The sequence below is a fragment of the Enterobacter cloacae complex sp. Mu1197 genome (assembly GCF_040059225.1).
GTDB classification, from domain to species: Bacteria; Pseudomonadota; Gammaproteobacteria; order Enterobacterales; family Enterobacteriaceae; genus Enterobacter; species Enterobacter quasiroggenkampii.
This window is the reverse complement of sequence record NZ_CP157375.1, coordinates 3884954-3905583: the sequence shown is the minus strand read 5'-3', so window position 1 is coordinate 3905583 and position 20630 is coordinate 3884954. Positions and strand designations below refer to the sequence as shown.

Below are 20630 nucleotides of genomic sequence, written 5' to 3'. Positions count from 1 at the left end.
TTTATCATGAAAATTGTAAGGGAGGCGCTGGCCGGAACGCAGGAGTCCAGCGACCTGATGGTGAAAATCGCTCCCGCTCACGGCGAGCTGGAGATCGTCATCCACAGCGAAGTGATTAAGCAGTTTGGCGAGCAGATTCGCCAGGTGGTCAACGACACATTGCGCGCCATGAACGTGCACCAGGGATTAATCATTATTGAAGACAAAGGGGCGCTGGACTGTGTGATTCGCGCCCGTCTGCAAAGCGCGCTGATGCGTGCCGCCGATGAACAGACCATCAACTGGGGGGCGCTGAAATGAGCAAACTCCGCCGCAGCATGCTGTTCCTGCCGGGCGCCAACGCCGCCATGCTCTCCACCGCCTTTATCTACCGTCCCGACTCCATCATGTTTGACCTTGAGGACGCCGTTGCCCTACGCGAGAAGGATACCGCGCGCATGCTGGTGTTCCACGCGCTGCAGCACCCGATGTATCAGGATATCGAAACCGTGGTGCGCATTAACCCGCTGAGCACGCCGTTTGGCCTGCTGGATCTGGAAGCCGCCGTGCGGGCAGGCGTGGATGTGATTCGTCTGCCGAAAACCGATACCCCGGACGATATCTACGAGCTGGAGGGCCACCTCGAGCGCATCGAGCAGGCGTGCGGCCGCGAGATCGGCTCCACCCGCGTGATGGCGGCGATTGAATCGGCCATTGGCGTCATCAACGCCGTGGCGATTGCCCGCAGCTCTCCGCGCCTCATCGGCATTGCGCTGGCCGCCTTTGACTATGTGATGGACATGCAGACCGAGCGCGGCGACGGCACCGAGCTGTTCTACGCCCGCTGCGCCGTGCTGCACGCCGCCCGCGCGGCGGGTATCGACGCCTTCGACGTGGTGTGGTCAGACGTTAACGACGAGGCCGGGTTCCTGCGCGAGGTCGATCTGATCCGCAAGATGGGCTTCAACGGCAAATCGCTGATTAACCCGCGCCAGATTGACCTGCTGCACAACGCCTACGCCCCGACGCAGGAAGAGGTGGATCACGCCAGAAGGGTGATTGAGGCGGCAGAAGAGGGCGAGCGTAACGGCCTGGGCGTGGTGTCGCTTAACGGCAAAATGGTGGATGCACCGATTATTAACCACGCGCAGGTGGTGCTGGAGCGCGCGGCGGCTTCCGGCGTGCGTCGGTAAGGATAAGACAATGAATCAGACAGAACTTCTTCATGTGAATTTTCCCCATCTGCGGGACTTAAAACCCTTTGATACCGCCCACAGCACCACGCCGTGGCTGGCGGACAGCGATGCGAAGCACAGCCGCAAGCTCTGCGCCTCTGTTGAAGAGGCGGTTAAGCGCTGCAGCCTGCAGGACGGGATGACCATCTCCTTCCACCATGCGTTTCGCGAAGGCGACCGGGTGATCAACACCGTCGTGGCGCTGCTGGCGCGGATGGGCTTCAAAAACCTGACGCTGGCCTCCAGCTCGCTGATGACCTGCAACGACGCGCTGATCGAGCATATCGAAAGCGGCGTCATCACCCGGATTTACACCTCGGGCATGCGCGGCAGGCTGGCGGACGCCATCTCCCACGGGCTGATGGACGAGCCGGTGCAAATTCACTCCCACGGCGGGCGCGTGAAGCTGCTCCAGGACGGCGAGCTGAATATCGACGTGGCGTTTCTCGGTGTGCCGTGCAGCGATGAGTTTGGCAACGCCAACGGCACGCACGGCAAATCGTGCTGCGGCTCCCTGGGCTACGCCATGGTGGACGCGCACTTTGCCCGCAAGGTGGTGCTGCTGACTGAAGAACTGGTGCCGTTCCCGAATATGCCCGCCAGCCTGGTGCAGGACCAGGTGGACTATATCGTGCAGGTTGAGAGCGTGGGCGACCCGGCGAAAATCAGCGTCGGCGCGGCGCGCGTCACCAGCAACCCGCGCGAGCTGATGATCGCCCGCTATGCGGCGGACGTGATCGAGCATTCCGGCTACTTCAAGCCGGGCTTCTCGATGCAGACCGGCTCCGGCGCGGCGGCCACGGCCTGCACCCGCTTTATGGAAGAGAAGATGGAGCGCAGCGGCGTGAAGGCGCGCTTTGCGCTCGGCGGCATCACCGGCAGCCTGGTGGATCTGCACGAGAAGGGGCTCATCGAAAAGCTGCTCGATACCCAGTGCTTTGACGGTCAGGCGGCGGCCTCGCTGGCGCGCAACCCGAATCACGTGGAGATCTCCACTAACGTCTACGCCAACCCAGGCAGCAAGGCGGCAAGCTGCGACCAGCTCGACGTGGTGATCCTCAGCGCCCTGGAAATCGACGTCGAGTTCAACGTCAACGTTATCACCGGCTCCGACGGCGTGATGCGCGGCGCGTCCGGCGGGCACTGCGACGTGGCCGCCGCGGCGAACCTGACCATCGTCGTTGCCCCTCTGCTGCGCAGCCGCATTCCGACGGTGGTGAAGCGCGTTACCACGCGCCTTACGCCGGGGGAGAGCATCGACGTGCTGGTCACCGATCACGGCATCGCGGTCAACCCGGCGCGCCCGGAGATCCGCGAACGACTCATGGAAGCCGGGCTGAAGGTTGTGGATATCAACGCGCTGTGCGAGCGAGCGATCTCCCTGACCGGCGTCCCGAAACCGATTGAATTTACCGACAAAATCGTCGGGGTGATCCGCTACCGCGACGGCAGCGTGATCGACACCGTGCGACAGGTGAAGGAGGAAGTATGACTTTAGCGACACCCGCCCGCACGGGTGTCAGCCTTGACGAACTGCTGGCGGCGAAAGAGCGCCGCGCAGCGCGCCAGGCTGACATGCTTGAGCACTATCAACAACCGGTGATATCCCTCACGCTGGTCACGCCAGGGGAAATCAAGGACAGCCTGCGCTATCGCAATACCATGGGCGTGGCGCTGCAGATGTGCGACCAGCTGCTGTGGGAAAACCGCTGGCAGGTGCTGGACCGTCAGGTGCTGTGGCTCCCGACCGGACCTGAAGCCCTCTGGTGCGTGGCCCATCCGGCGGTGGAAATCAAAGCGCACTGTGCGGAGCTGGAGCAGACGCACCCGCTCGGCAGGCTGTGGGATCTGGACGTGATTTGCCCTCAGCACGGCCACGTCGGGCGTCAGTCGCTGGGGGCGAATCTCAGGCGCTGCCTGATCTGCGACGCGCCCGCCCACGCCTGTTCCCGTTCGCGTAACCACCCCGTTGAGCAGGTGGTTTCCCGCGTGGAGAAGACGATCGATGACTGGTTTGCTCGCGACTAAACCGCGCCCGGCTGACGTGCCCGCGCTTGCTGAAGCGGCGCTGTGGCAGGAGCTGGAGCTGACGCCCAAGCCGGGGCTGGTGGACAGGCTCAACAACGGTTCCCATCGCGATATGGACCACGCGCTGTTTGTCCGCAGCATCGTGGCAATTACGCCGTGGTTTTCGCGCTTTGCCGAGCTGGGCAGCGCGCATGCGGATAAACCCGCTGGCGAACAGCTACGGCTTCTCCGCCCTATGGGGCTGGCCTGCGAGCAGGCCATGTATGCCGCGACGAACGGGGTGAACACGCACAAGGGCGGGATTTTTTCCCTGGGTTTACTGTGCTTCGCCGCCGGGCGTGTGAAAAATATCTCCGCAGACAGCCTCTGTTGTGAGGTGAGTAACATCTGCCGCGGGCTGGTGTCGCGGGAGCTGGCCGCACGCAGCGGACAGGCGACGGCGGGCGAGCGACAGTTCCATCAGTACGGCTTAACCGGCGCGCGCGGTGAGGCGGAGAGCGGCTTTGCGACGGTGCGTAAGGCGCTGGCGCAGTGGAATGGACATTCACTTCACGGCCTGCTGTTACGCCTGATGGCCGTCAATCAGGACAGCAATCTGGTATCTCGCGGCGGCATGGAAGGGCTGCGCTACGTTCAGGGCTACGCGCGGGAACTGCTGGCTAACGGCTGGGACCGCGAGGCGTTGCTTAAAATGGATAACGCATTGATTGAACGCAATCTGAGCCCGGGCGGCAGTGCGGATTTGCTGTCGGTGGGGTGGGTGCTGTCTGGAATAAAATAGCCGGGTGGCGGCTTCGCCTTACCCGGCCTACGGTCTGGTTTTGTAGGCCCGGTAAGCGCTAGCGCCACCGGGCACAACAATCAATGCGCGATCGGCTGCGCACCGTGCGGTTCACGTACGTGCTTGTACTTGAACAGCGCGATGAACGCGAAGAACAGCACCAGCGAGTACGCCGCGAAGATCAGCCACACCGGCTGCCAGTTGGTGATGCCGTTGGTGGTGTACATCTCAACCACTTTACCGCTCACCACGCCGCCCAGAATACAGCCGAAGCCGTTGGTCATCATCAGGAACATACCCTGCGCGCTGGCGCGGATTTCAGGCTTCACTTCTTTTTCCACAAACACCGAACCGGAGATGTTGAAGAAGTCGAAGGCGCAGCCGTAAACAATCATCGACAGCACCAGCAGCACGGTGCCGAACGGGCTTGGGTCGCCGTAGGCGAACAGACCGAAGCGCAACATCCACGCCGCGATACTGATCAGCATGACGTTCTTGATGCCGTAGCGGCTCAGGAAGAACGGGATGGTCAGGATGAACAGCGTCTCAGAGATCTGAGAGATGGACATCATCACCGACGCATGTTCAACGATAAAGCTGCCGGAGAACAGCGGGTTGTTATCGAAGCTGTGCAGGAAGGTGTTGCCGAACATGTTGGTGATCTGCAGCTCCGCGCCCAGCAGCATGGAGAAGATAAAGAAGATCGCCATGCGTTTGTTTTTGAACAATGCGAAGGCATCCAGGCCGAGCATGGTGCTCCAGCTCTGGTTTTTCTGCTGGTTAGACACCGGAATGGTTGGCAGCGTCAGGGTGAAGATCGCCAGCAGCACGGAGAGCGCCGCACCGATATAGAGCTGCATATGGCTCAGTTCGAAGCCCGCGAAGCTCACGCCCCACATCGCCATGATAAAGCCGATGGTGCCCCAGATACGGATTGGCGGGAAATCGGTCACGATATCCATATCCGCAGACTTCAGGCGGTAGTAGGAGATGGTGTTGATCAGCCCAAGCGTTGGCATATAGGCCAGCGAGTTAAGCAGGATCACCATGAACATTGCCCCCGGCGTGGTCACCTGGGCTGCCATAAACAGCGTCCCCGCGCCCACCAGATGGCAAAGCATGTACAGCCATTTGGCGCTTAGCCATTTATCCGCCACGATCCCCAGCAGCGTCGGCATGAAGACCGCCGCAATACCGAGCGAGCTGTATACGGCACCGATTGACGCACCATCGAACTTGAGCGTCACAAACATATAGGAGCCGAGTGTAGTCAGCCAGCTACCCCACAGGCAGAACTGCAGAAACGACAATATTTTAAGCTGCAGCTTAAGGTTCATGTTACTTTCCTCACAAGTGAGCGGGAGATATGTTGTTATAGGAACATTCAGGGTTGTTATTTGATGCAATTCTATCAGTTGGCAACGATATGTTTTGTTACCTCCCGCAAAAAAATGCAATCCACATTAATTTGCAGTTTGGATTGTGATGCAAATAACATTTTCGTATGGGTGGGGGGAAGCAGAACACCTTCTCCTTGCAGGAGAAGGTGTGTCGATCACCGACGACGATAGTTTTTCTGCGCCGTATTCACCTTATACAGGTACCGGCGGGATTCCGCAGACGGGTGGCGGGTGGTGAGGGTGGAATAAACATCCCCCGGCGCCATGCTGTTGATGATGTTCGCGGCCTGCACTTTGTCATTCGAGAAGACGCGCAGCACGCTGCCCGCGCCGCCGTTATAGGCGGTGATCACCGCATAGCGACGCGACGTTGGGTTATCGATACCGCCGAGGTACACATTGTTCAGCATCGCCAGATAGGCGGTACCGGTATCAATGTTGCTCTGCGGGTCGAACAGATAGCTGCGGCTCGGCGTGCCGGATTTCCCCTGCGCGCGGAAGACGTCTTTACCGGCGCTGTGCTGCACCACCTGCATCAGCCCCAGGGCGTCGGAACGGCTTACCGCATACGGGTTAAACGAGGATTCGGTCTGCATAATCGCCAGGATCAGCGACTCATCCACGCCGTACTTACGCGAGGCCTGACGCACCATGCCCAGATACTTATGCGCACGCTTGTCGAGGTGGTTCGGGACGAGGTTGATGGTGACGCTGTAGATAATCTTCAGACCGTTAGAGCGGCTCTTCAGGCGCGTCTGCAGCAGGTAGTCGGCAAATTTCGTGGCGCGACCTTCCCAACGGATCGGCTGACCGGTCTGATCGACAACCTGACCGTACAGGAACGGCTCTTTCGAGATGGTGATATCGTCGGCATCGGAGTAAAGATCGATAGAGCCTGGATCGTCACCCATCAGCAGGGTTTTGATAATCGCCTGACGGAGTCGTGCCGCAGGGTCCGTGCCTGCGATGGTCTCAATCGTGATCGTCCCCTCATCAAAGTTGATGTGGCTACGGGTCAGATAGGCGTCGGTGTACTTAACGTAGTCCTTAGGTCCGGCAATAAGAACTTCGTTAAATCCCCATATATTCTCGATGTTATGGGCAAACTGCCCCATCAAAATGTCAAAACCGTTGGTGTCCTTGATCCAGGCCTCGTTGTAATCATCGCCTTTTTTTGACGAACACGAGACCAGCAACGGCGCAACAAGGGCTAGCGCTAAAAGTTTTTTCATCATTCCGGGAGTGCGTGTTGTGTTTGCCTGGTCGTTGCTGTTGCCCGGCGGCGCTATGCTTGCACGGGCCTACGGTTTTGTAGGCCGGGTAAGCGTAGCGTCACCCGGCAACAGCCGCTCGATATTATTTTTCCGGTGGCGTATAGCCTTCGATGTGCACGTCTTTACCTTCGAACAGGAAGCTCACCATCTCCTGCTCCAGCAGCTTGCGGTGTTCCGGGTTCATCATGCTGAGTTTCTTCTCGTTGATCAGCATGGTCTGCTTTTTCTGCCACTGTCCCCAGGCTTCTTTGGAGATTTCATTGTAGATGCGTTTACCCAGCTCGCCCGGATAAAGCTGGAAATCCTGGCCTTCAGCGTCACGCTGCAGGAAAGTACAAAAAATCGTTCTGGCCATACTCATTCCTCTTTTTTGACTGATGCTAAACCATTGCACCAGCACGTAATTGCTGTAACAGGCGCTCCACGGGAGCCGCCAGCCCGACTGATGGCGGTTGCGCTAAGTTATACCAGAGAGCGGTGCCTTCATCCATGCACGAGGCGAAGGAGGACACGGGAAGCCACATCGGCACAATATCCAGGTGAAAATGGCTGAAGGTGTGGCGAAACGCGGTCAGCTGCGTCAGGTTATCGGCAGCAATCCCACGCTGTTTAAGCCATTCACGCAGCAAGTCTTCATCTTCAAACTGTGGGAAGCAGTATAGACCACCCCACAGACCGCTCGGCGGACGCTGGGCCAGGAAGACCTCGTCACCGTGCTGCATCAGCAGCATGTAGCCGGTGCGCTCCGGCAGCGTCTGTTTGGGTTTCTTGCCCGGATACTGCGCCCAGGAATGGTTGGCATACGCCACGCAGAGGTTACTCACCGGGCAGAGTTCGCATTTGGGTTTTGAGCGCGTGCAGACCATGGCGCCGAGATCCATCATCGCCTGGTTGAAACGCTCTACCCCTTTCGCCGGAGTGACCGCTTCACTTATTTCCCACAGGCGTTTTTCAACGTCCTTCTTCCCCGGCCAGCCTTCGACGGCGTAGCAGCGTGCCAGCACGCGCTTTACGTTGCCGTCGAGGATCGGGAAATGCTTGCCTAAAGACAGGGAGAGAATAGCGCCTGCGGTTGAGCGTCCCACGCCGGGGAGATCGGCCACCTCGTGGAAGGTTTCCGGGAATTTCCCGTTGTGGCGCGTCGCAACCTGCTGAGCGGCTTTGTGAAGGTTACGCGCGCGGGCGTAATAGCCAAGACCGGTCCACAGGTGCAGCACTTCGTCCAGCGGGGCGTTGGCCAGATCGGTCACTGTCGGGAAGCGTGCCATAAAACGCTCGAAGTAAGGGATTACCGTGGCGACCTGCGTTTGTTGCAACATCACCTCGGAGAGCCATACTTTGTAAGGCGTTTTTTCAATTTGCCAGGGCAGGGTTTTACGCCCGTATTTGTCGTACCAGTCCAGCACCTGGGCTGAAAATTGAGAGGCTTGCATGGTCATCGATTCGCATAATCAGGGACGCAGATTGCAGCACAGCGTCAATCTGCTGTAAACCGGATCTTTCCCATGCTTGCATAGAAGCCTTAACTTTGGATAATGCCCGTTTCCCGAACATTCTCACAAGCAGACAACTCTTTTATGAAAAACGACGTCATTTCACCGGAATTTGATGAAAACGGTCGCCCGCTGCGCCGTATTCGCAGCTTTGTCCGTCGTCAGGGCCGCCTGACAAAAGGTCAGCAACACGCGCTGGACAACTACTGGCCGGTGATGGGCGTTGAGTTCAGCGAGCAGCCTCTGGATTTTGCCGAGCTGTTTGGCCGCGACGCGCCGATCACGCTGGAAATTGGCTTCGGTATGGGCGCCTCGCTGGTGACCATGGCGAAAGCGCGCCCGGAGCAGAACTTCCTCGGTATCGAAGTCCACTCCCCGGGCGTCGGTGCGTGTCTGGCAACGGCCCATGAAGAGGGCGTTGAGAACCTGCGCGTGATGTGTCACGACGCGGTGGAAGTGCTGCACAAAATGATTCCTGACAATTCTTTAACCATGGTTCAGCTCTTTTTCCCTGACCCGTGGCACAAAGCGCGTCATAATAAACGCCGTATCGTTCAGGCGCCGTTTGCCGAGCTGGTTAAAAGCAAGCTGAAGCTGGGCGGTGTCTTCCATATGGCGACCGACTGGGAACCGTATGCGGAACATATGCTGGAGGTGATGTCGTCGCTGGACGGTTACAAAAACCAGTCTGCGAGCAACGACTATGTACCGCGTCCAGAATCGCGTCCGGTAACGAAATTTGAACAGCGTGGCCATCGTCTTGGTCACGGTGTATGGGACTTAATGTTCGAGAGGGTGAAATAATGGCAAAGAATCGTAGCCGTCGTCTGCGTAAAAAGATGCACATCGAAGAATTCCAGGAAGTGGGCTTCTCCGTTGCGTGGCGTTTCCCGGAAGGCACCAGCGTTGAGCAGATCGATCAGGACGTGGATGCGTTCATCAACGAGGTGATCGAGCCAAACAAACTGGCCTTCGACGGTAGCGGCTATCTGGCCTGGGAAGGTCTGATCTGCACCCAGGAAGTGGGTAAATGCACCGAAGAACATCAGGCTCTGGTCCGTAAATGGCTTGAAGACCACAAGCTCGAAGATGTCCGCGTCAGCGAACTTTTCGACGTTTGGTGGGACTAATTAAGCAGTAAGGGGCCAGCATTAGCTGGCCCGTTTTGTCTGAGGGAGTGTTTAAGATGCGCAAAACGTTGCTGGCTGTTGCTTTGATGGCAACCGGATTCACCGCCCATGCGGATTATCAATGTAGCGTCACCCCGCGTGATGACGTGGTGTTAAGCCCGCAAACCGTGCAGGTCAAAGGCGAGAACGGCAATCTGGTGATTACGCCAGAAGGGAACGTCACCTATAACGGCAAGCAGTACAACCTGACTGCCGCACAGCGCGAGCAGGCGAAAGACTACCAGTCCGAATTGCGTACCGCGCTGCCGTGGATTAATGAAGGTGCCCTGACGCGCGTCGAAAAGAGCCGCGTGGCGCTGGATAAGATCATCACCAAAGAGGTGGGGGAGAGCAGTAACATGCGCACCCGCCTGACGAAGCTGGACAAGCAGCTTAAAGAACAGATGAACCGGATTATCGAGACGCGCTCCGACGGCCTGACGTTCCACTACAAGGCGATTGATCAGGTCCGTGCCGACGGGCAGCAACTGGTGAGCCAGGCGATGGGCGGCATCCTGCAGGACAGCATCAACGAGATGGGGGCCAAAGCGGTGCTGAAAGGCGGCGGTAACCCGCTGCAGGGCGTGCTGGGCAGTCTGGGCGGCCTGCAAACCTCCATTCAGAACGAGTGGAAAAACCAGGAAGATGATTTCCAGCAGTTCGGCAAAGACGTGTGTAAACGCGTGGTGTCGCTGGAAGACAGCCGGAAGGCGCTGGTGGGGACGCTGAAGTAAGATCTCTGCGCGCTGGGCCCCTCACCCTAACCCTCTCCCCAAAGGGGCGAGGGGATGATTTGCTCCCTCTCCCTTTCAGGGAGAGGGCCGGGGTGAGGGTTGCAGCATTTGCAGTGTCTCAAGGATGTTTTCCAACACAGCCTCTTCATTATTCCAAAGTTCGTTGTTCCAGAATCGAATAACGTGCCAGGCCTTTTGGTTTAACCACAACGTCCTTTGACGATCGTATTCCTGATTTTCATCATGCTGTCCGCCATCCAGCTCAACTGCCAGACGTGCTTCGCAGCAGGCGAAATCCAGTATGTAGTTTCCTACCGGATGCTGTCGGCGAAATTTATAATTTTCGAAACGGCGGCTGCGCAGTAGATACCAAAGCCGCCTTTCTTCCGTTGTCAGCTCGCGTCTGAGCTGTTTTGCATATGAACGCGTAATATCCATCCCCACACTCTGCCAGCCTTTCCCTCAGCCGGCAGAACGGGATGCAAAATCCTGAATCAGCCTTCAGGAATCTTCGGCGAGGAACAGCTCAAGAAGGGAATTGAGGAACAGTTTGCCGTGCTCGGTGATCTGCCAGCAATCATCACATTCCGTGAGATATCCCTGGGCCAGCGCCTCGTCGATCTGCGGGCGAATCACCGATTCCGGCAGCCCGGTGTACAGCGCAAACTCCGCGCGCGGCGCGGCTTCCAGCAGGCGGAAGCGGTTCATAAAGAACTCAAACGGTTTATCTGCCGCCTCTACATCGTGCTGACGCTCCAGGTAGCGGCCTTCCATATACCCGCGCGGGTGACGGGTTTTGGCGGTGCGCAGAATGCGCCCGTCCGGGAAAGTCACCTTACCATGCGCGCCGCAGCCAATCCCGAGATAGTCGCCAAAACGCCAGTAGTTCAGGTTGTGCTGACACTGGTAGCCCGGCTTCGCATACGCCGACGTTTCATACTGCTGATAGCCCGCAGCCGTTAACAGCTGGTGGCCCTGCTCGAAGATATCCCACAGCGCGTCGTCGTCCGGCAGCACCGGCGGGCGGGAACCGAACAGCGTGTTGGGCTCGATGGTGAGCTGATACCACGACAGGTGCGGCGGGTTCAGCGCAATGGCCTGGCGCAAATCGTCCAGCGCCTCTTCCAGCGACTGATCCGGCAGGCCGTGCATCAAATCGAGGTTAAAGCTGCGAAGATTAAGCCCGGTCGCCAGGTTTGCCGCGCGCTTCGCCTCTTCCGGGCCGTGAATACGCCCCAGGCGCTTCAGTTTCGGCTCGCTAAAGCTCTGCACGCCGATGGAGATGCGGTTCACGCCCGCGCGCTGATAGTCGACAAAACGGTCGGCCTCAACGGTGCCGGGGTTGGCTTCCATCGTAATTTCAGCATCCGCTGCCAGGTTCAGGCGCGCACGCACGCCATCCAGCAGCGTTTGCATCGCCGGGCCTGACAGCAGGCTCGGCGTACCGCCACCAATGAAAATGGTTTTAACTTCACGTCCCTGTGCGTAAGGTACATCGGCGTCCAGGTCGGCCAGCAGATGCGCCACGTAGTCATCGTGCGGCACTTCGCCCTTCAGCGCGTGCGAGTTGAAATCGCAGTACGGGCATTTCTGCACGCACCACGGGATGTGAATATAAAGACTCAGAGGTGGCAAATTAGCCATTACGCAGTGCTTCCAGTAACAGTTTCAGCGCGCGTCCACGGTGGGATATCGCGCTTTTCTCTTCGCGGGTCAGTTCCGCAGCGGTTTTGCCCTCGGAAGGGACAAAGAAAATCGGGTCATAACCAAAGCCGCCGTTGCCAGCCGCTTCACGGGTAATCACGCCTGGCCAGCTGCCGTGGCAGACGATCGGCGTCGGGTCCTCCGCGTGACGCAGATAGACCAGCACGCAGTGGAACTGCGCGGTGCGCTGCTCGTCCGGAACGTCTTTCAGGGCGACAAGCAGCTTTTCCAGATTCTGCTGGTCGGTAGCGTCAACGCCGGAATAGCGCGCGGAGTAGATCCCCGGCGCGCCGCCGAGGGCGTCTACGGCCAGGCCGGAGTCGTCGGCAATCGCGGGCAGGCCCGTAATCTGCGCGGCATGGCGGGCTTTGAGGATCGCATTTTCGATAAACGTCAGCCCCGTCTCTTCGGCGGAATCCACGCCAAGATCGGTCTGGGCGACCACGTCCAGACCAAAATCATTTAATAGCGAGGCCAGCTCGCGCACTTTACCGGCGTTGCCGGTCGCGAGAACAACTTTCTGCATGGTTTAGTCCTGTTCTGTCAGAGCCGCGACTTCCGTCGGGATAGATTGCGGATTAAGGATTTTTACCTGTTTATGTCGCCCCAGTTCGCCTTTTTCAATGATGACCTGGCTTTTGGCGACGCGAAACTGTTTTGCCAGATATTTGGTCAGATGCGCGTTCGCCTGGCCGTCAACCGGCGGGGCAGTGATGGCGACTTTTAACTCGTCGCCATGCAGTCCAACAATATTGTCACGGCTGGCTTTCGGCTGAATATACAGCCGTAAAACCAGCCCGTCAGCGCAGGTGCTTACTGCACTCATAGCGCCATCCACAGCCCCGGCAGCAGCATATCGCCCGTGGACTGCAGCAGTTCAGCGATCCCCATGTTGATCACATAGAGCAGCAGAACCAGGATCATCGGCGAAAAATCGATGCCGCCCATAGACGGAAGCAGGTTACGGATTGGACGCAGCAGCGGCTCGGCCAGCTGAATCAAGGCATACTCTACCGGGCTACGGCCCTGGCTGACCCAGCTCATGATCGCCATAACCAGCAGCACCCAGAAAATCAGCAGGCCGACGGTTTTGATCAGAATCAGAACGGCGGCAATCCAGATAATCGGCTGGAAGGTGATGACCATAAACAGCACGATCGCTTTGATAACGCTCAGAATAAACGCCACCAGCAGAGACGAGCTGTCGATGGGACCCATGGCCGGGATAATACGTCGCAGCGGTCCGACAACAGGTTGCGTGATTTTCACGACAAACTGCGAGAACGGATTGTAAAAATCACAGCGGGCCCACTGCATCCAGACGCGCAGCAAAAGCGCCATCGTGTACAGCTCAATGACCGTTGAGAGCAGGAAAGTCAACGTCTTCATGGCGTTCCTCAGGTTTCCTTATTATTTTGAGTAGTCGCGCGCACCGAAAATTGCCGTGCCGATGCGCACCATCGTGCTGCCTGCCGCAATGGCGGCTTCCATATCATCCGACATGCCCAGAGAAAGCGTGTCTACCGTGTGATAGCGCGCTTTAAGCGCCTCAAATGCTACAGCCATTTGCTGTGCCACGGCAAACTGCCTTTCATAACTTGACTCAGGCGCCGGGATTGCCATCAAACCACGCAGGGTTAAGCGCGGCAGTTCGGCCACTTCGGCTGCCAGCGCATCCAGCTCGCTCAGCGCAATGCCGGACTTGCTGTTTTCGTCACTGATGTTGACCTGAATCAGCACGTTAAGCGCTGGCATCTCTGCCGGACGCTGGTCGTTCAGACGCGTCGCAATACGCAGGCGGTCAATGGTGTGACACCAGTCGAAGTGCTCTGCCACCAGACGGCTTTTGTTCGACTGCAGTGGGCCAATAAAGTGCCACTGCAGATCCGTCTTCCCCTGTTCCTGGAAGTAGCGAATTTTATCCACGCCTTCCTGCACGTAGTTTTCACCGAATGCCCGCTGGCCTGCGTCAATGGCTTCTGCGATGGCGCTCGCAGGCTTGGTTTTGCTGACTGCAAGCAGCGTAATTTCTTCTGAAGCCCGGCCGCAACGCGCTGCGGCGGCTGAGATTTTGTCCCGGACCTGTGCCAGGTTATGCGCAATGTCGTTCATTTTCCGAGGAGTAGTCTATGGATGTGGAAGAAATTGTGGCCCTTAGTGTAAAGCATAACGTCTCCGATCTACACCTGTGCAGTGATTCACCACCCCGCTGGCGCAGAACGGGCCGCCTTGAACCGGCACCGTTTCCTCCTCCCGATGTCGGGGCGTTGTTAAAAGCGTGGCTCAACGATGAGCAGCAGGGGATATGGTGGGCCAGCGGGCAGGTGGATTTTGCCGCGACGGTGGCAGGAGGCCAGCGCCTGCGCGGCAGTGCCTTTAAGCAGATGCGCGGTGTCTCTGTGACGCTGCGGCTGTTGCCGCGTACCTGTCCGCAGCTCGCTTCACTGGGTGCGCCGAGGGCCATCCCGGAACTGTTAACCAATGAGTCCGGGTTGATTCTGGTGACGGGGGCGACCGGCAGCGGTAAATCCACGACGCTGGCGGCGATGGTTGATTTTCTCAACCACCACACTGACGGCCATATCCTCACGCTCGAAGATCCGGTGGAATTTATCTACCAGAGCGAGCGTTGCCTGATCCAGCAGCGGGAGATCGGTCAGCACAGCCCGTCATTTGCCGACGCGCTGTGCAGCGCCTTACGCCAGGATCCTGACGTGATTTTGCTCGGGGAGCTGCGCGACAGCGAAACGATCCGCCTGGCGCTAACGGCAGCAGAGACCGGGCATCTGGTGCTGGCGACCCTGCATACGCGCGGGGCATCGCAGGCGATTGAGCGGCTGGTCGATACGTTCCCGGCGCAGGAGAAAGATCCGGTGCGTAACCAGCTGGCCGGCAGCCTGCGTGCGGTGCTGGCGCAGAAACTGCTTCCCGATCTTCAGGGCGGGCGCGTCGCGCTGTATGAACTGCTGGTGAATACCGCCGCGGCGGCGAATCTCATTCGTGAAGGGAAAACATGGCAACTTCCCGGCATCATTCAAACCGGTCAGCAGGCAGGCATGCAGAACTTTGACCAGAGCCTGGCGGAGAGACGGGCGCAGGGGCGGCTGTAGGCCCCTGTGCTTAAAAGCCCTGCTCGAAATAGCTTTCGAGGATGATGACGGCAGAAGCGGAGTCCACGCTGCCTTTGTTCAGCGCCCGGAAGCCGCCGTGCTCAAACAGACCCGAGCGCGCTTCGACGGTGCTCAGACGCTCGTCGTGCAGCTTCACGGAGACGCCAAAGCGGCCATGGATTTTATTGGCAAACTTACGCGCCCGGGCGGTCAGCGGCTGTTCGGTACCGTCCATGTTCAGCGGCAGCCCAACAATCACGTCATCCGGCTGCCACTCCTTGAGCAGGCGCTCAATGAGGTTCCAGTCCGGCGTACCGTCGTTGGCCTTCAGGGCCGTAAGCGGGCGCGCGGTACCGGTGATGCGCTGTCCCACGGCGACGCCGATGCTTTTGGTACCAAAATCGAAGGCCAGAAGCGTTCCGCTCATCAGGCGTGCCCCGCTACGCCAGGCATGGTCAGAATATCAATACCAATCAGCTTCGCCGCATCGCGCCAGCGATCGGCTATCGGCGTTTTAAACAGGATATTCATGTCCGCAGGCGCGGTGAGCCAGGCGTTATCGAGGATCTCCTGCTCAAGCTGGCCTTTCTCCCACGACGAATAGCCCAGCGCCACCAGCACTTCAGAAGGCTGCTCTGCGGTGCCCAGCGTTTCGAGCACGTCACGCGAGGTCGTGATAACGGTGTTGTCGGAGATGCGAATGCTGGAAGAGAATACCGGCGGCGTATGCAGGATAAAACCGCGATCTTCTGCGAGAGGTCCACCCAGCATCACGGGCTTATCAAGCCGGATTTCCGGCAGTCGCGCTTCAGCCGGGATTTTCAGCTTGTCCAGAATCCCTTCAACCTGAAGATTTTCCAGCGGTTTATTAATGATAATGCCCATCGCGCCGTCTTCATTGTATTCACAAATATAAACCACGGCGCGGCGAAAAATCGGGTCCTGGAGAGCAGGCATGGCAATAAGAAAGTGATGCTGTAAATTCATTGTCAGAGGTACTGTTTCCTGGTTTAAAAAGCGACAGCGCCCAGTATGGGGACAAACTCAGGCGCTGTCACTAATAGTATTGTTAGGTTATTTTTGTAAACGTTTTTCGATAGCGTCCATCAGCATGCCGGTGATTGAGACAGGGAATTCCGCCTCAATTTCACGAATGCAGGTCGGGCTGGTGACGTTCACTTCGGTCAGACGATCGCCGATGATATCCAGTCCGACGAAGATCAGGCCTTTGGCTTTCAGCGTAGGGCCAACGCGGCGGGCAATTTCCCAGTCGCTTTCGGTCAACGGACGCGGCTCACCACGGCCACCGGCCGCCAGGTTACCACGGGTTTCGCCACCCTGCGGGATACGCGCCAGGCAGTAAGGGACCGGTTCGCCATCCACCACCAGAACGCGTTTGTCGCCGTCTTTGATCGCCGGAATATAGTTCTGCGCCATGCAGTAATGCGTGCCCAGTTCGGTCAGCGTTTCGGCAATCACGCCAATGTTCGGATCGCTTTCCTTCACGCGGAAAATCGACGCGCCGCCCATGCCGTCCAGCGGCTTCATGATGATGTCGCCGTGCTTCTGCCAGAATTCCTTCAGCTGCGTTTTGCTGCGGGTCACCAGGGTTTCCGGCGTCAGGTCAGAGAACCAGGCGGTATAGAGCTTCTCGTTACAGTCGCGCAGGCTCTGCGGCTTGTTGACGATCAGCGTTCCCTTCTCTTCGGCACGTTCGAGAATATAGGTGCAGTAGATGTACTCGGTGTCGAACGGCGGATCTTTACGCATCAGAATGACGTTGAGATCGGCCAGCGCAATGTCCTGCTCGGTGCCGAACTCATACCATTTGTCGTAGTTCTGCTCGACGTTAACGATGTGGGTGCGGGCGCGGGCTTCACCGTTGATCAGGTAAAGATCGTTCATCTCCATATAGTGGAGTTCATAGCCGCGACGCTGCGCTTCCAGCAGCATGGCGAAGCTGGAATCTTTCTTGATGTTGATGTTTGCGATGGGGTCCATCACGATGCCGAGCTTGATCATCTTTCTCTCCAATAATGCGTCAACCCAGATCGCCAAACCGTACCTGTAGCGCGGTAATGGCCGTGAGTGCCGTTGTCTCAGTGCGCAGAACGCGAGGTCCCAACAGAATATCAGTAAACTGGTAACGTGCCGTCATCGCAATTTCGTCCGCCGACAGGCCGCCTTCGGGGCCAATCAGCAGGCGAACGCGCTCAACGGGCAGCGGCAGCGTATTGATGCTGGCGCTGGCGCGCGGATGAAGATTGAGTTTCAGCCCACTGTCCTCTTCTGCACACCACTCCTCCAGGTCCATCGCCGGGCGGATCTCCGGAATCCGGTTGCGGCCACTCTGTTCGCAAGCCGCGATGGCAATTTTCTGCCACTGCTGGATCTTTTTGTTCAGACGTTCCGCATCCAGTTTAACGCCACAGCGCTCAGAAAAAAGTGGCGTAATGAGGCTTACACCCAGTTCAATGGATTTCTGGATCGTGAACTCCATTTTCTCGCCGCGCGACATCACCTGGCCCAGATGGATGTGCAGCGGTGATTCCCGGTCATCCACTTCACCGCGCAGGACGTTCACGTGTACGCTTTTTTTATCTGCCCGCGTAATTTCGGCGTCGAAAACCTGGTTCGAACCGTCGAACAGCTGTATTGCCTGACCGGCGCCCATGCGCAGCACGCGGCCAACGTGGTTGGCGGCGTCATCAGACAGGGCGATTTCGCGGCCTGCGGTAATCAGTTCAGGATGGTAAATGCGGGGAATGCGCATAGTCAGAATTCCGTGTCTCATACGATGTAAGCGAATTGCCGCTAGTGTAGGTTAGCTCTTTTGCGCCTGGCAAGCCCGCTGGACGTAAGGGTTGTGATTCCCCTGGACTCTGGCGATACGTTCGTCGCGCTGGCATTCCCACTCCGTCACCGGGTACTGCTTGTCCCAGGCGTTGAACAGCTGCGTCTGCTGGCGGGACAGGTTGAGATCGTAACGGTCGCGCATATAGAAATAGGTGCGGGCAATGCTGCCGCGCGCGCGGGCAGGGGGCTCGGCGACTTTCTCTTTAAAATCAATCTTCATACCGCACTGGCCATACTGGCCTTCGCCACCGTTCCACTGGCTGTACATGAAGTTACCCCGGTCGCCGTTCACTTCGCCCACCGCAGGCTGCAGGTTATGCATATCGCTTTCCATCTGGCGGTAAACCGGGTCTTTGGCACAGTTTTTTCGTCCGCCATCCTGCCAGCACTGGCGCTGGTGGCCAAACTGCCAGGCCGGAACGACATGTTCCCATTCAATACGGCTGGCGCGGTTTTCGTTTTTACGCACCTTGTAGCCGCAGGATTCAAGGTCAACGACCCCTTTTTTACCCTGCCAGTTAATTTTACAGCCGCAGTAGAAATCGCCCGGCACGTCGGCGTTGACCTTAACACCGGCCGCTTTGGCCTGAGAGAAACTGTTGATACCGTCGGCCAGGGCGTGGCCTGAGAGCGCTGTCGTCAAAAAGGCGACCGCAAGAGAAAAATTACGGGACATCTTACACTCCGTGTCAAAACGAGCCCGCAACGTAGCGAATGTTGTTCCTGTATGCAATCAGTCAGATCAGGAAAGTTCCTGAAAGTTCAGATAATTATTCCGCCACCAGCGGCTCGCCACATTTGACGCAGCGGTAGGTCGCCTCGCCGCGCACCACGCGATTATGGCGACGGACGGTAAGCTGGTGCTGCTGGCACTGACAGCGGTAGGGGAAGGTATTGCGGCGTACCGATTCCAGCTCGAACTGATGCGTGCGGCGGGCTGGAACGCCGAGCACCGCCTCCATCATCCACTTCCACTCTTTTCCATGCGGCGCGACGCGGCCAAAGTGTTTCCACACCAGCAGGTGCGCCAGCTCGTGCGGTACCACCTCATCGATAAACGCCTGCTGGTTTTCCATCATCAGCACCGGGTTAAGGCGGATCTCATACGACTCAAGCCAGGCGGTGCCCGCCGAGGTACCACGCTGCTGGTAGACGAGTTTGGGTTCAGGGTAGTTGCGACCGAGCTTCAGGTTCGCCTGGGCGAGATTTTCCCGCAGGCTGCGCATAACGGCCTGCTGAATGGCGATGGGGAGACGGGGTGCTTTCATAGGGGCAGAGCATAAAGCGCGAAGCGGGGAGGCGCAAGAGGCGCCTCCCGTAAGAGGATCAGTCGTGGGCGCCGATTTCGCGCAGAGGGCGACCTTTCATCAGGTTACGTTCAATATGTTCCAGAGACACGTGTTTGGTTTCTGGAACCAGCCAGATGGTCAGCACAATAAAGAAGATGTTCAGACCTGCGTAGACCCAGAAGGTGTTCGCATTGCCCAGGGTATTGAGCATGGTCAGGAACGTTGCGCCGACGATCATGTTAGCAATCCAGTTGGTTGCGGTAGAGCAGGTGATACCAAAATCACGCCCTTTCAGCGGCTGGATCTCAGAGCACAGCACCCAGATTAGCGGACCGGCGCTCATCGCAAACCCGACGATAAACATCAGCAGCATGCCTACCGCAAAGTACTGGGCGGTTGGGGAGTGAATGCCCACATGCATCATGGTACCGAGGACGCCCATACCGGCCGCCATCACCAGGAAACCCAGCGTCAGGGTTGGCTTACGTCCCCAGCGGTCCACCAGACCGATGGCGATAAAGGTCGCCAGCACGTTGGTCAGACCCACGATGACGGTCCCCCACATCTGCTCGGTGGTGTTGGTATAACCCGCCAGCTCAAAGATTTTGGGCGCGTAGTACATGATGACGTTCATCCCCGTGAACTGCTGCATCACCTGCAGCAGCACGCCAAGGAAAACGGCGCGACGGAAGTTGCTGTTCTCTTTAAACAGCGCCCAGCCGGACTGTTTGACCTTCAGGCTTTCGCGGATCTCTTCCAGCTCGTTTTTCGCTTCCGCGCTGGTATCGCGCAGGCGCATCAGCACGCGTTCGGCATCGTGGAAGCGACGTTTTGCAGCAAACCAGCGCGGGCTGTCCGGCAGGAAGAAGACGCCAATCAGCAGCAGAACAGCAGGGATGATGATCACGCCGAGCATCCAGCGCCATGCGCCGCTGTAGCTAAACGCCGTATCGGAAAGGTACGCGCCCAGGATACCGATGGTGATCATCAGCTGGTACATCGAAATCATACTGCCGCGGATTTTCTCCGGCGCGATTTCAGACAGGTAAAGCGGGGCGGTATAGGACGCCACGCCCACGGCCAGACCGAGCAGCACGCGTGAAACCAGCAGGACCTCAACGTTAGGCGCTGCGGCAGAGAAGAGTGAGCCGGCAACGAACAGGATCGCGCCGATCATCAGGCTCTTTTTACGTCCGAGCTTGAAGGAGAGCCAGCCGCTGCCGACGGCCCCGACGGCCGCGCCAAACATCATGGAGCTCACCACCCACTCCTGGGTGTGAGCGCTGATCTGGAACTCGTCAGTGATGAAAGGTAATGCGCCGGCAATCACGCCGATATCCAGGCCAAAAAGTAATCCTGCCAGGGCGGCGAGGAAACAGACGAAGAATGTCATCGCCTTGTTGGACGTACGCCCCTGTTTTTTATTGTCAGGCATTATGCCCTCCAGTTGGGTTATCAGTTTTATTGATGTTAAGGGTAGGTGAGCGACCCGTAAAAATATGTGAGATTAATCACATTGGTGTAATCGGTTACACTCGTATGTAACCGTAAATAAAATTAAGGCTTTGAAAATATAGA

General features: G+C 57.9%; 26 protein-coding genes. 9 read left to right on the top strand and 17 right to left on the bottom strand.

The genetic code is table 11. The features are described from left to right. The first annotated feature begins 6 nt into the window (after positions 1–6). The 5 genes from citD to citG are packed head-to-tail and all read left to right on the top strand — an operon-like array spanning position 7 to position 4023. A complete protein-coding gene (gene citD, locus ABFV38_RS18280) occupies positions 7–300 on the top strand; it encodes a citrate lyase acyl carrier protein (RefSeq protein WP_090418625.1) in 294 nt (97 codons plus the stop codon). Then, positions 297–1172 carry a citrate (pro-3S)-lyase subunit beta gene (gene citE, locus ABFV38_RS18275; protein WP_023344877.1) on the top strand — a complete coding sequence of 292 codons (876 nt, stop codon included), beginning with the start codon at positions 297–299 and terminating at the stop codon, positions 1170–1172. The genes citD and citE overlap by 4 nt, the downstream gene beginning before the upstream one ends. Positions 1173–1182: 10 nt before the next feature. Continuing rightward, a complete protein-coding gene (citF, locus tag ABFV38_RS18270) occupies positions 1183–2706 on the top strand; it encodes a citrate lyase subunit alpha (RefSeq protein WP_348957714.1) in 1524 nt (507 codons plus the stop codon). Then, the gene (gene citX, locus ABFV38_RS18265; RefSeq protein ID WP_348957713.1) at positions 2703–3242 is read left to right on the top strand and encodes a citrate lyase holo-[acyl-carrier protein] synthase; all 540 of its coding nucleotides are present in this window, start codon (positions 2703–2705) and stop codon (positions 3240–3242) included. Before citF ends, citX begins: the two co-directional genes overlap by 4 nt. After that, positions 3220–4023, top strand: a complete 804-nt coding sequence (gene citG / locus ABFV38_RS18260) for a triphosphoribosyl-dephospho-CoA synthase CitG (protein ID WP_348957712.1) — start codon at positions 3220–3222, stop codon at positions 4021–4023. Before citX ends, citG begins: the two co-directional genes overlap by 23 nt. A gap of 80 nt (positions 4024–4103) precedes the next feature. On the opposite strand, the gene ABFV38_RS18255 is transcribed toward citG, so the two are convergent. The 4 genes from ABFV38_RS18255 to mutY form a co-directional block, all read right to left on the bottom strand. After that, the gene (locus tag ABFV38_RS18255; RefSeq protein WP_008499767.1) at positions 4104–5360 is read right to left on the bottom strand and encodes a nucleoside permease; all 1257 of its coding nucleotides are present in this window, start codon (positions 5358–5360) and stop codon (positions 4104–4106) included. A 218-nt stretch (positions 5361–5578) separates the two neighbouring features. Continuing rightward, positions 5579–6655, bottom strand: a complete 1077-nt coding sequence (mltC, locus tag ABFV38_RS18250) for a membrane-bound lytic murein transglycosylase MltC (protein ID WP_014885201.1) — start codon at positions 6653–6655, stop codon at positions 5579–5581. 124 nt (positions 6656–6779) lie between these two features. After that, entirely contained in the window at positions 6780–7052 is a 273-nt protein-coding gene (locus ABFV38_RS18245; RefSeq protein ID WP_008499765.1) for an oxidative damage protection protein, read from the bottom strand. 25 nt (positions 7053–7077) lie between these two features. Beyond that, positions 7078–8130 carry an A/G-specific adenine glycosylase gene (gene mutY / locus ABFV38_RS18240; protein WP_348957711.1) on the bottom strand — a complete coding sequence of 351 codons (1053 nt, stop codon included), beginning with the start codon at positions 8128–8130 and terminating at the stop codon, positions 7078–7080. A gap of 144 nt (positions 8131–8274) precedes the next feature. Between mutY and trmB the strand changes: the two genes are divergently transcribed. From trmB to ABFV38_RS18225, 3 genes are read left to right on the top strand one after another with little or no spacing between them, the layout of a single operon-like run. Then, on the top strand, positions 8275–8994 hold the full coding sequence (trmB, locus tag ABFV38_RS18235) for a tRNA (guanosine(46)-N7)-methyltransferase TrmB (RefSeq protein ID WP_048224819.1): 720 nt from the start codon (positions 8275–8277) through the stop codon (positions 8992–8994). After that, positions 8994–9320, top strand: a complete 327-nt coding sequence (locus ABFV38_RS18230; RefSeq protein ID WP_003862421.1) for a YggL family protein — start codon at positions 8994–8996, stop codon at positions 9318–9320. Before trmB ends, ABFV38_RS18230 begins: the two co-directional genes overlap by 1 nt. Before the next feature lie 56 nt (positions 9321–9376). Beyond that, a complete protein-coding gene (locus ABFV38_RS18225) occupies positions 9377–10093 on the top strand; it encodes a DUF2884 domain-containing protein (protein WP_348957710.1) in 717 nt (238 codons plus the stop codon). A 75-nt stretch (positions 10094–10168) separates the two neighbouring features. On the opposite strand, the gene ABFV38_RS18220 is transcribed toward ABFV38_RS18225, so the two are convergent. The 6 genes from ABFV38_RS18220 to ABFV38_RS18195 form a co-directional block, all read right to left on the bottom strand. Beyond that, positions 10169–10531 carry an endonuclease domain-containing protein gene (locus tag ABFV38_RS18220; RefSeq protein ID WP_348957708.1) on the bottom strand — a complete coding sequence of 121 codons (363 nt, stop codon included), beginning with the start codon at positions 10529–10531 and terminating at the stop codon, positions 10169–10171. A 63-nt stretch (positions 10532–10594) separates the two neighbouring features. Further along, positions 10595–11737: a radical SAM family heme chaperone HemW gene (gene hemW / locus ABFV38_RS18215; protein ID WP_348957707.1), complete on the bottom strand. Its 1143-nt coding sequence runs from the start codon at positions 11735–11737 to the stop codon at positions 10595–10597. Continuing rightward, entirely contained in the window at positions 11730–12323 is a 594-nt protein-coding gene (locus ABFV38_RS18210; RefSeq protein WP_025912468.1) for an XTP/dITP diphosphatase, read from the bottom strand. Before ABFV38_RS18210 ends, hemW begins: the two co-directional genes overlap by 8 nt. Before the next feature lie 3 nt (positions 12324–12326). Further along, complete coding sequence (yggU, locus tag ABFV38_RS18205) at positions 12327–12623, bottom strand: DUF167 family protein YggU (RefSeq protein WP_045909934.1); 297 nt, start codon at positions 12621–12623, stop codon at positions 12327–12329. Further along, positions 12620–13186, bottom strand: coding sequence for a YggT family protein (locus tag ABFV38_RS18200; protein WP_063622418.1), 567 nt, complete (start codon positions 13184–13186; stop codon positions 12620–12622). The genes yggU and ABFV38_RS18200 overlap by 4 nt, the downstream gene beginning before the upstream one ends. Before the next feature lie 21 nt (positions 13187–13207). Next, entirely contained in the window at positions 13208–13909 is a 702-nt protein-coding gene (locus tag ABFV38_RS18195; RefSeq protein ID WP_045909932.1) for a YggS family pyridoxal phosphate-dependent enzyme, read from the bottom strand. A 17-nt stretch (positions 13910–13926) separates the two neighbouring features. Here ABFV38_RS18195 and ABFV38_RS18190 point away from each other — a divergent pair, with 17 nt between their 5' ends. Then, on the top strand, positions 13927–14907 hold the full coding sequence (locus tag ABFV38_RS18190; protein ID WP_348957706.1) for a type IV pilus twitching motility protein PilT: 981 nt from the start codon (positions 13927–13929) through the stop codon (positions 14905–14907). A gap of 10 nt (positions 14908–14917) precedes the next feature. Here the strand turns inward: ABFV38_RS18190 and ruvX are convergent, their stop codons facing one another. The 7 genes from ruvX to galP form a co-directional block, all read right to left on the bottom strand. Then, the gene (ruvX, locus tag ABFV38_RS18185; protein ID WP_235402081.1) at positions 14918–15334 is read right to left on the bottom strand and encodes a Holliday junction resolvase RuvX; all 417 of its coding nucleotides are present in this window, start codon (positions 15332–15334) and stop codon (positions 14918–14920) included. Beyond that, the gene (locus tag ABFV38_RS18180) at positions 15334–15894 is read right to left on the bottom strand and encodes a YqgE/AlgH family protein (protein ID WP_008499752.1); all 561 of its coding nucleotides are present in this window, start codon (positions 15892–15894) and stop codon (positions 15334–15336) included. The genes ruvX and ABFV38_RS18180 overlap by 1 nt, the downstream gene beginning before the upstream one ends. Positions 15895–15981: 87 nt before the next feature. After that, positions 15982–16929 (bottom strand): glutathione synthase, encoded by a 948-nt coding sequence (gene gshB, locus ABFV38_RS18175; protein ID WP_348957703.1) that lies wholly within the window; start codon positions 16927–16929, stop codon positions 15982–15984. A 19-nt stretch (positions 16930–16948) separates the two neighbouring features. Beyond that, the gene (gene rsmE, locus ABFV38_RS18170) at positions 16949–17680 is read right to left on the bottom strand and encodes a 16S rRNA (uracil(1498)-N(3))-methyltransferase (protein WP_021242075.1); all 732 of its coding nucleotides are present in this window, start codon (positions 17678–17680) and stop codon (positions 16949–16951) included. A 51-nt stretch (positions 17681–17731) separates the two neighbouring features. After that, a complete protein-coding gene (gene endA / locus ABFV38_RS18165) occupies positions 17732–18439 on the bottom strand; it encodes a deoxyribonuclease I (protein ID WP_021242074.1) in 708 nt (235 codons plus the stop codon). Between the two features lie 94 nt (positions 18440–18533). Continuing rightward, a complete protein-coding gene (locus ABFV38_RS18160) occupies positions 18534–19031 on the bottom strand; it encodes a SprT family zinc-dependent metalloprotease (RefSeq protein WP_348957702.1) in 498 nt (165 codons plus the stop codon). Between the two features lie 58 nt (positions 19032–19089). Then, on the bottom strand, positions 19090–20487 hold the full coding sequence (gene galP, locus ABFV38_RS18155; RefSeq protein WP_008499747.1) for a galactose/proton symporter: 1398 nt from the start codon (positions 20485–20487) through the stop codon (positions 19090–19092). Positions 20488–20630: the final 143 nt, after the last annotated feature.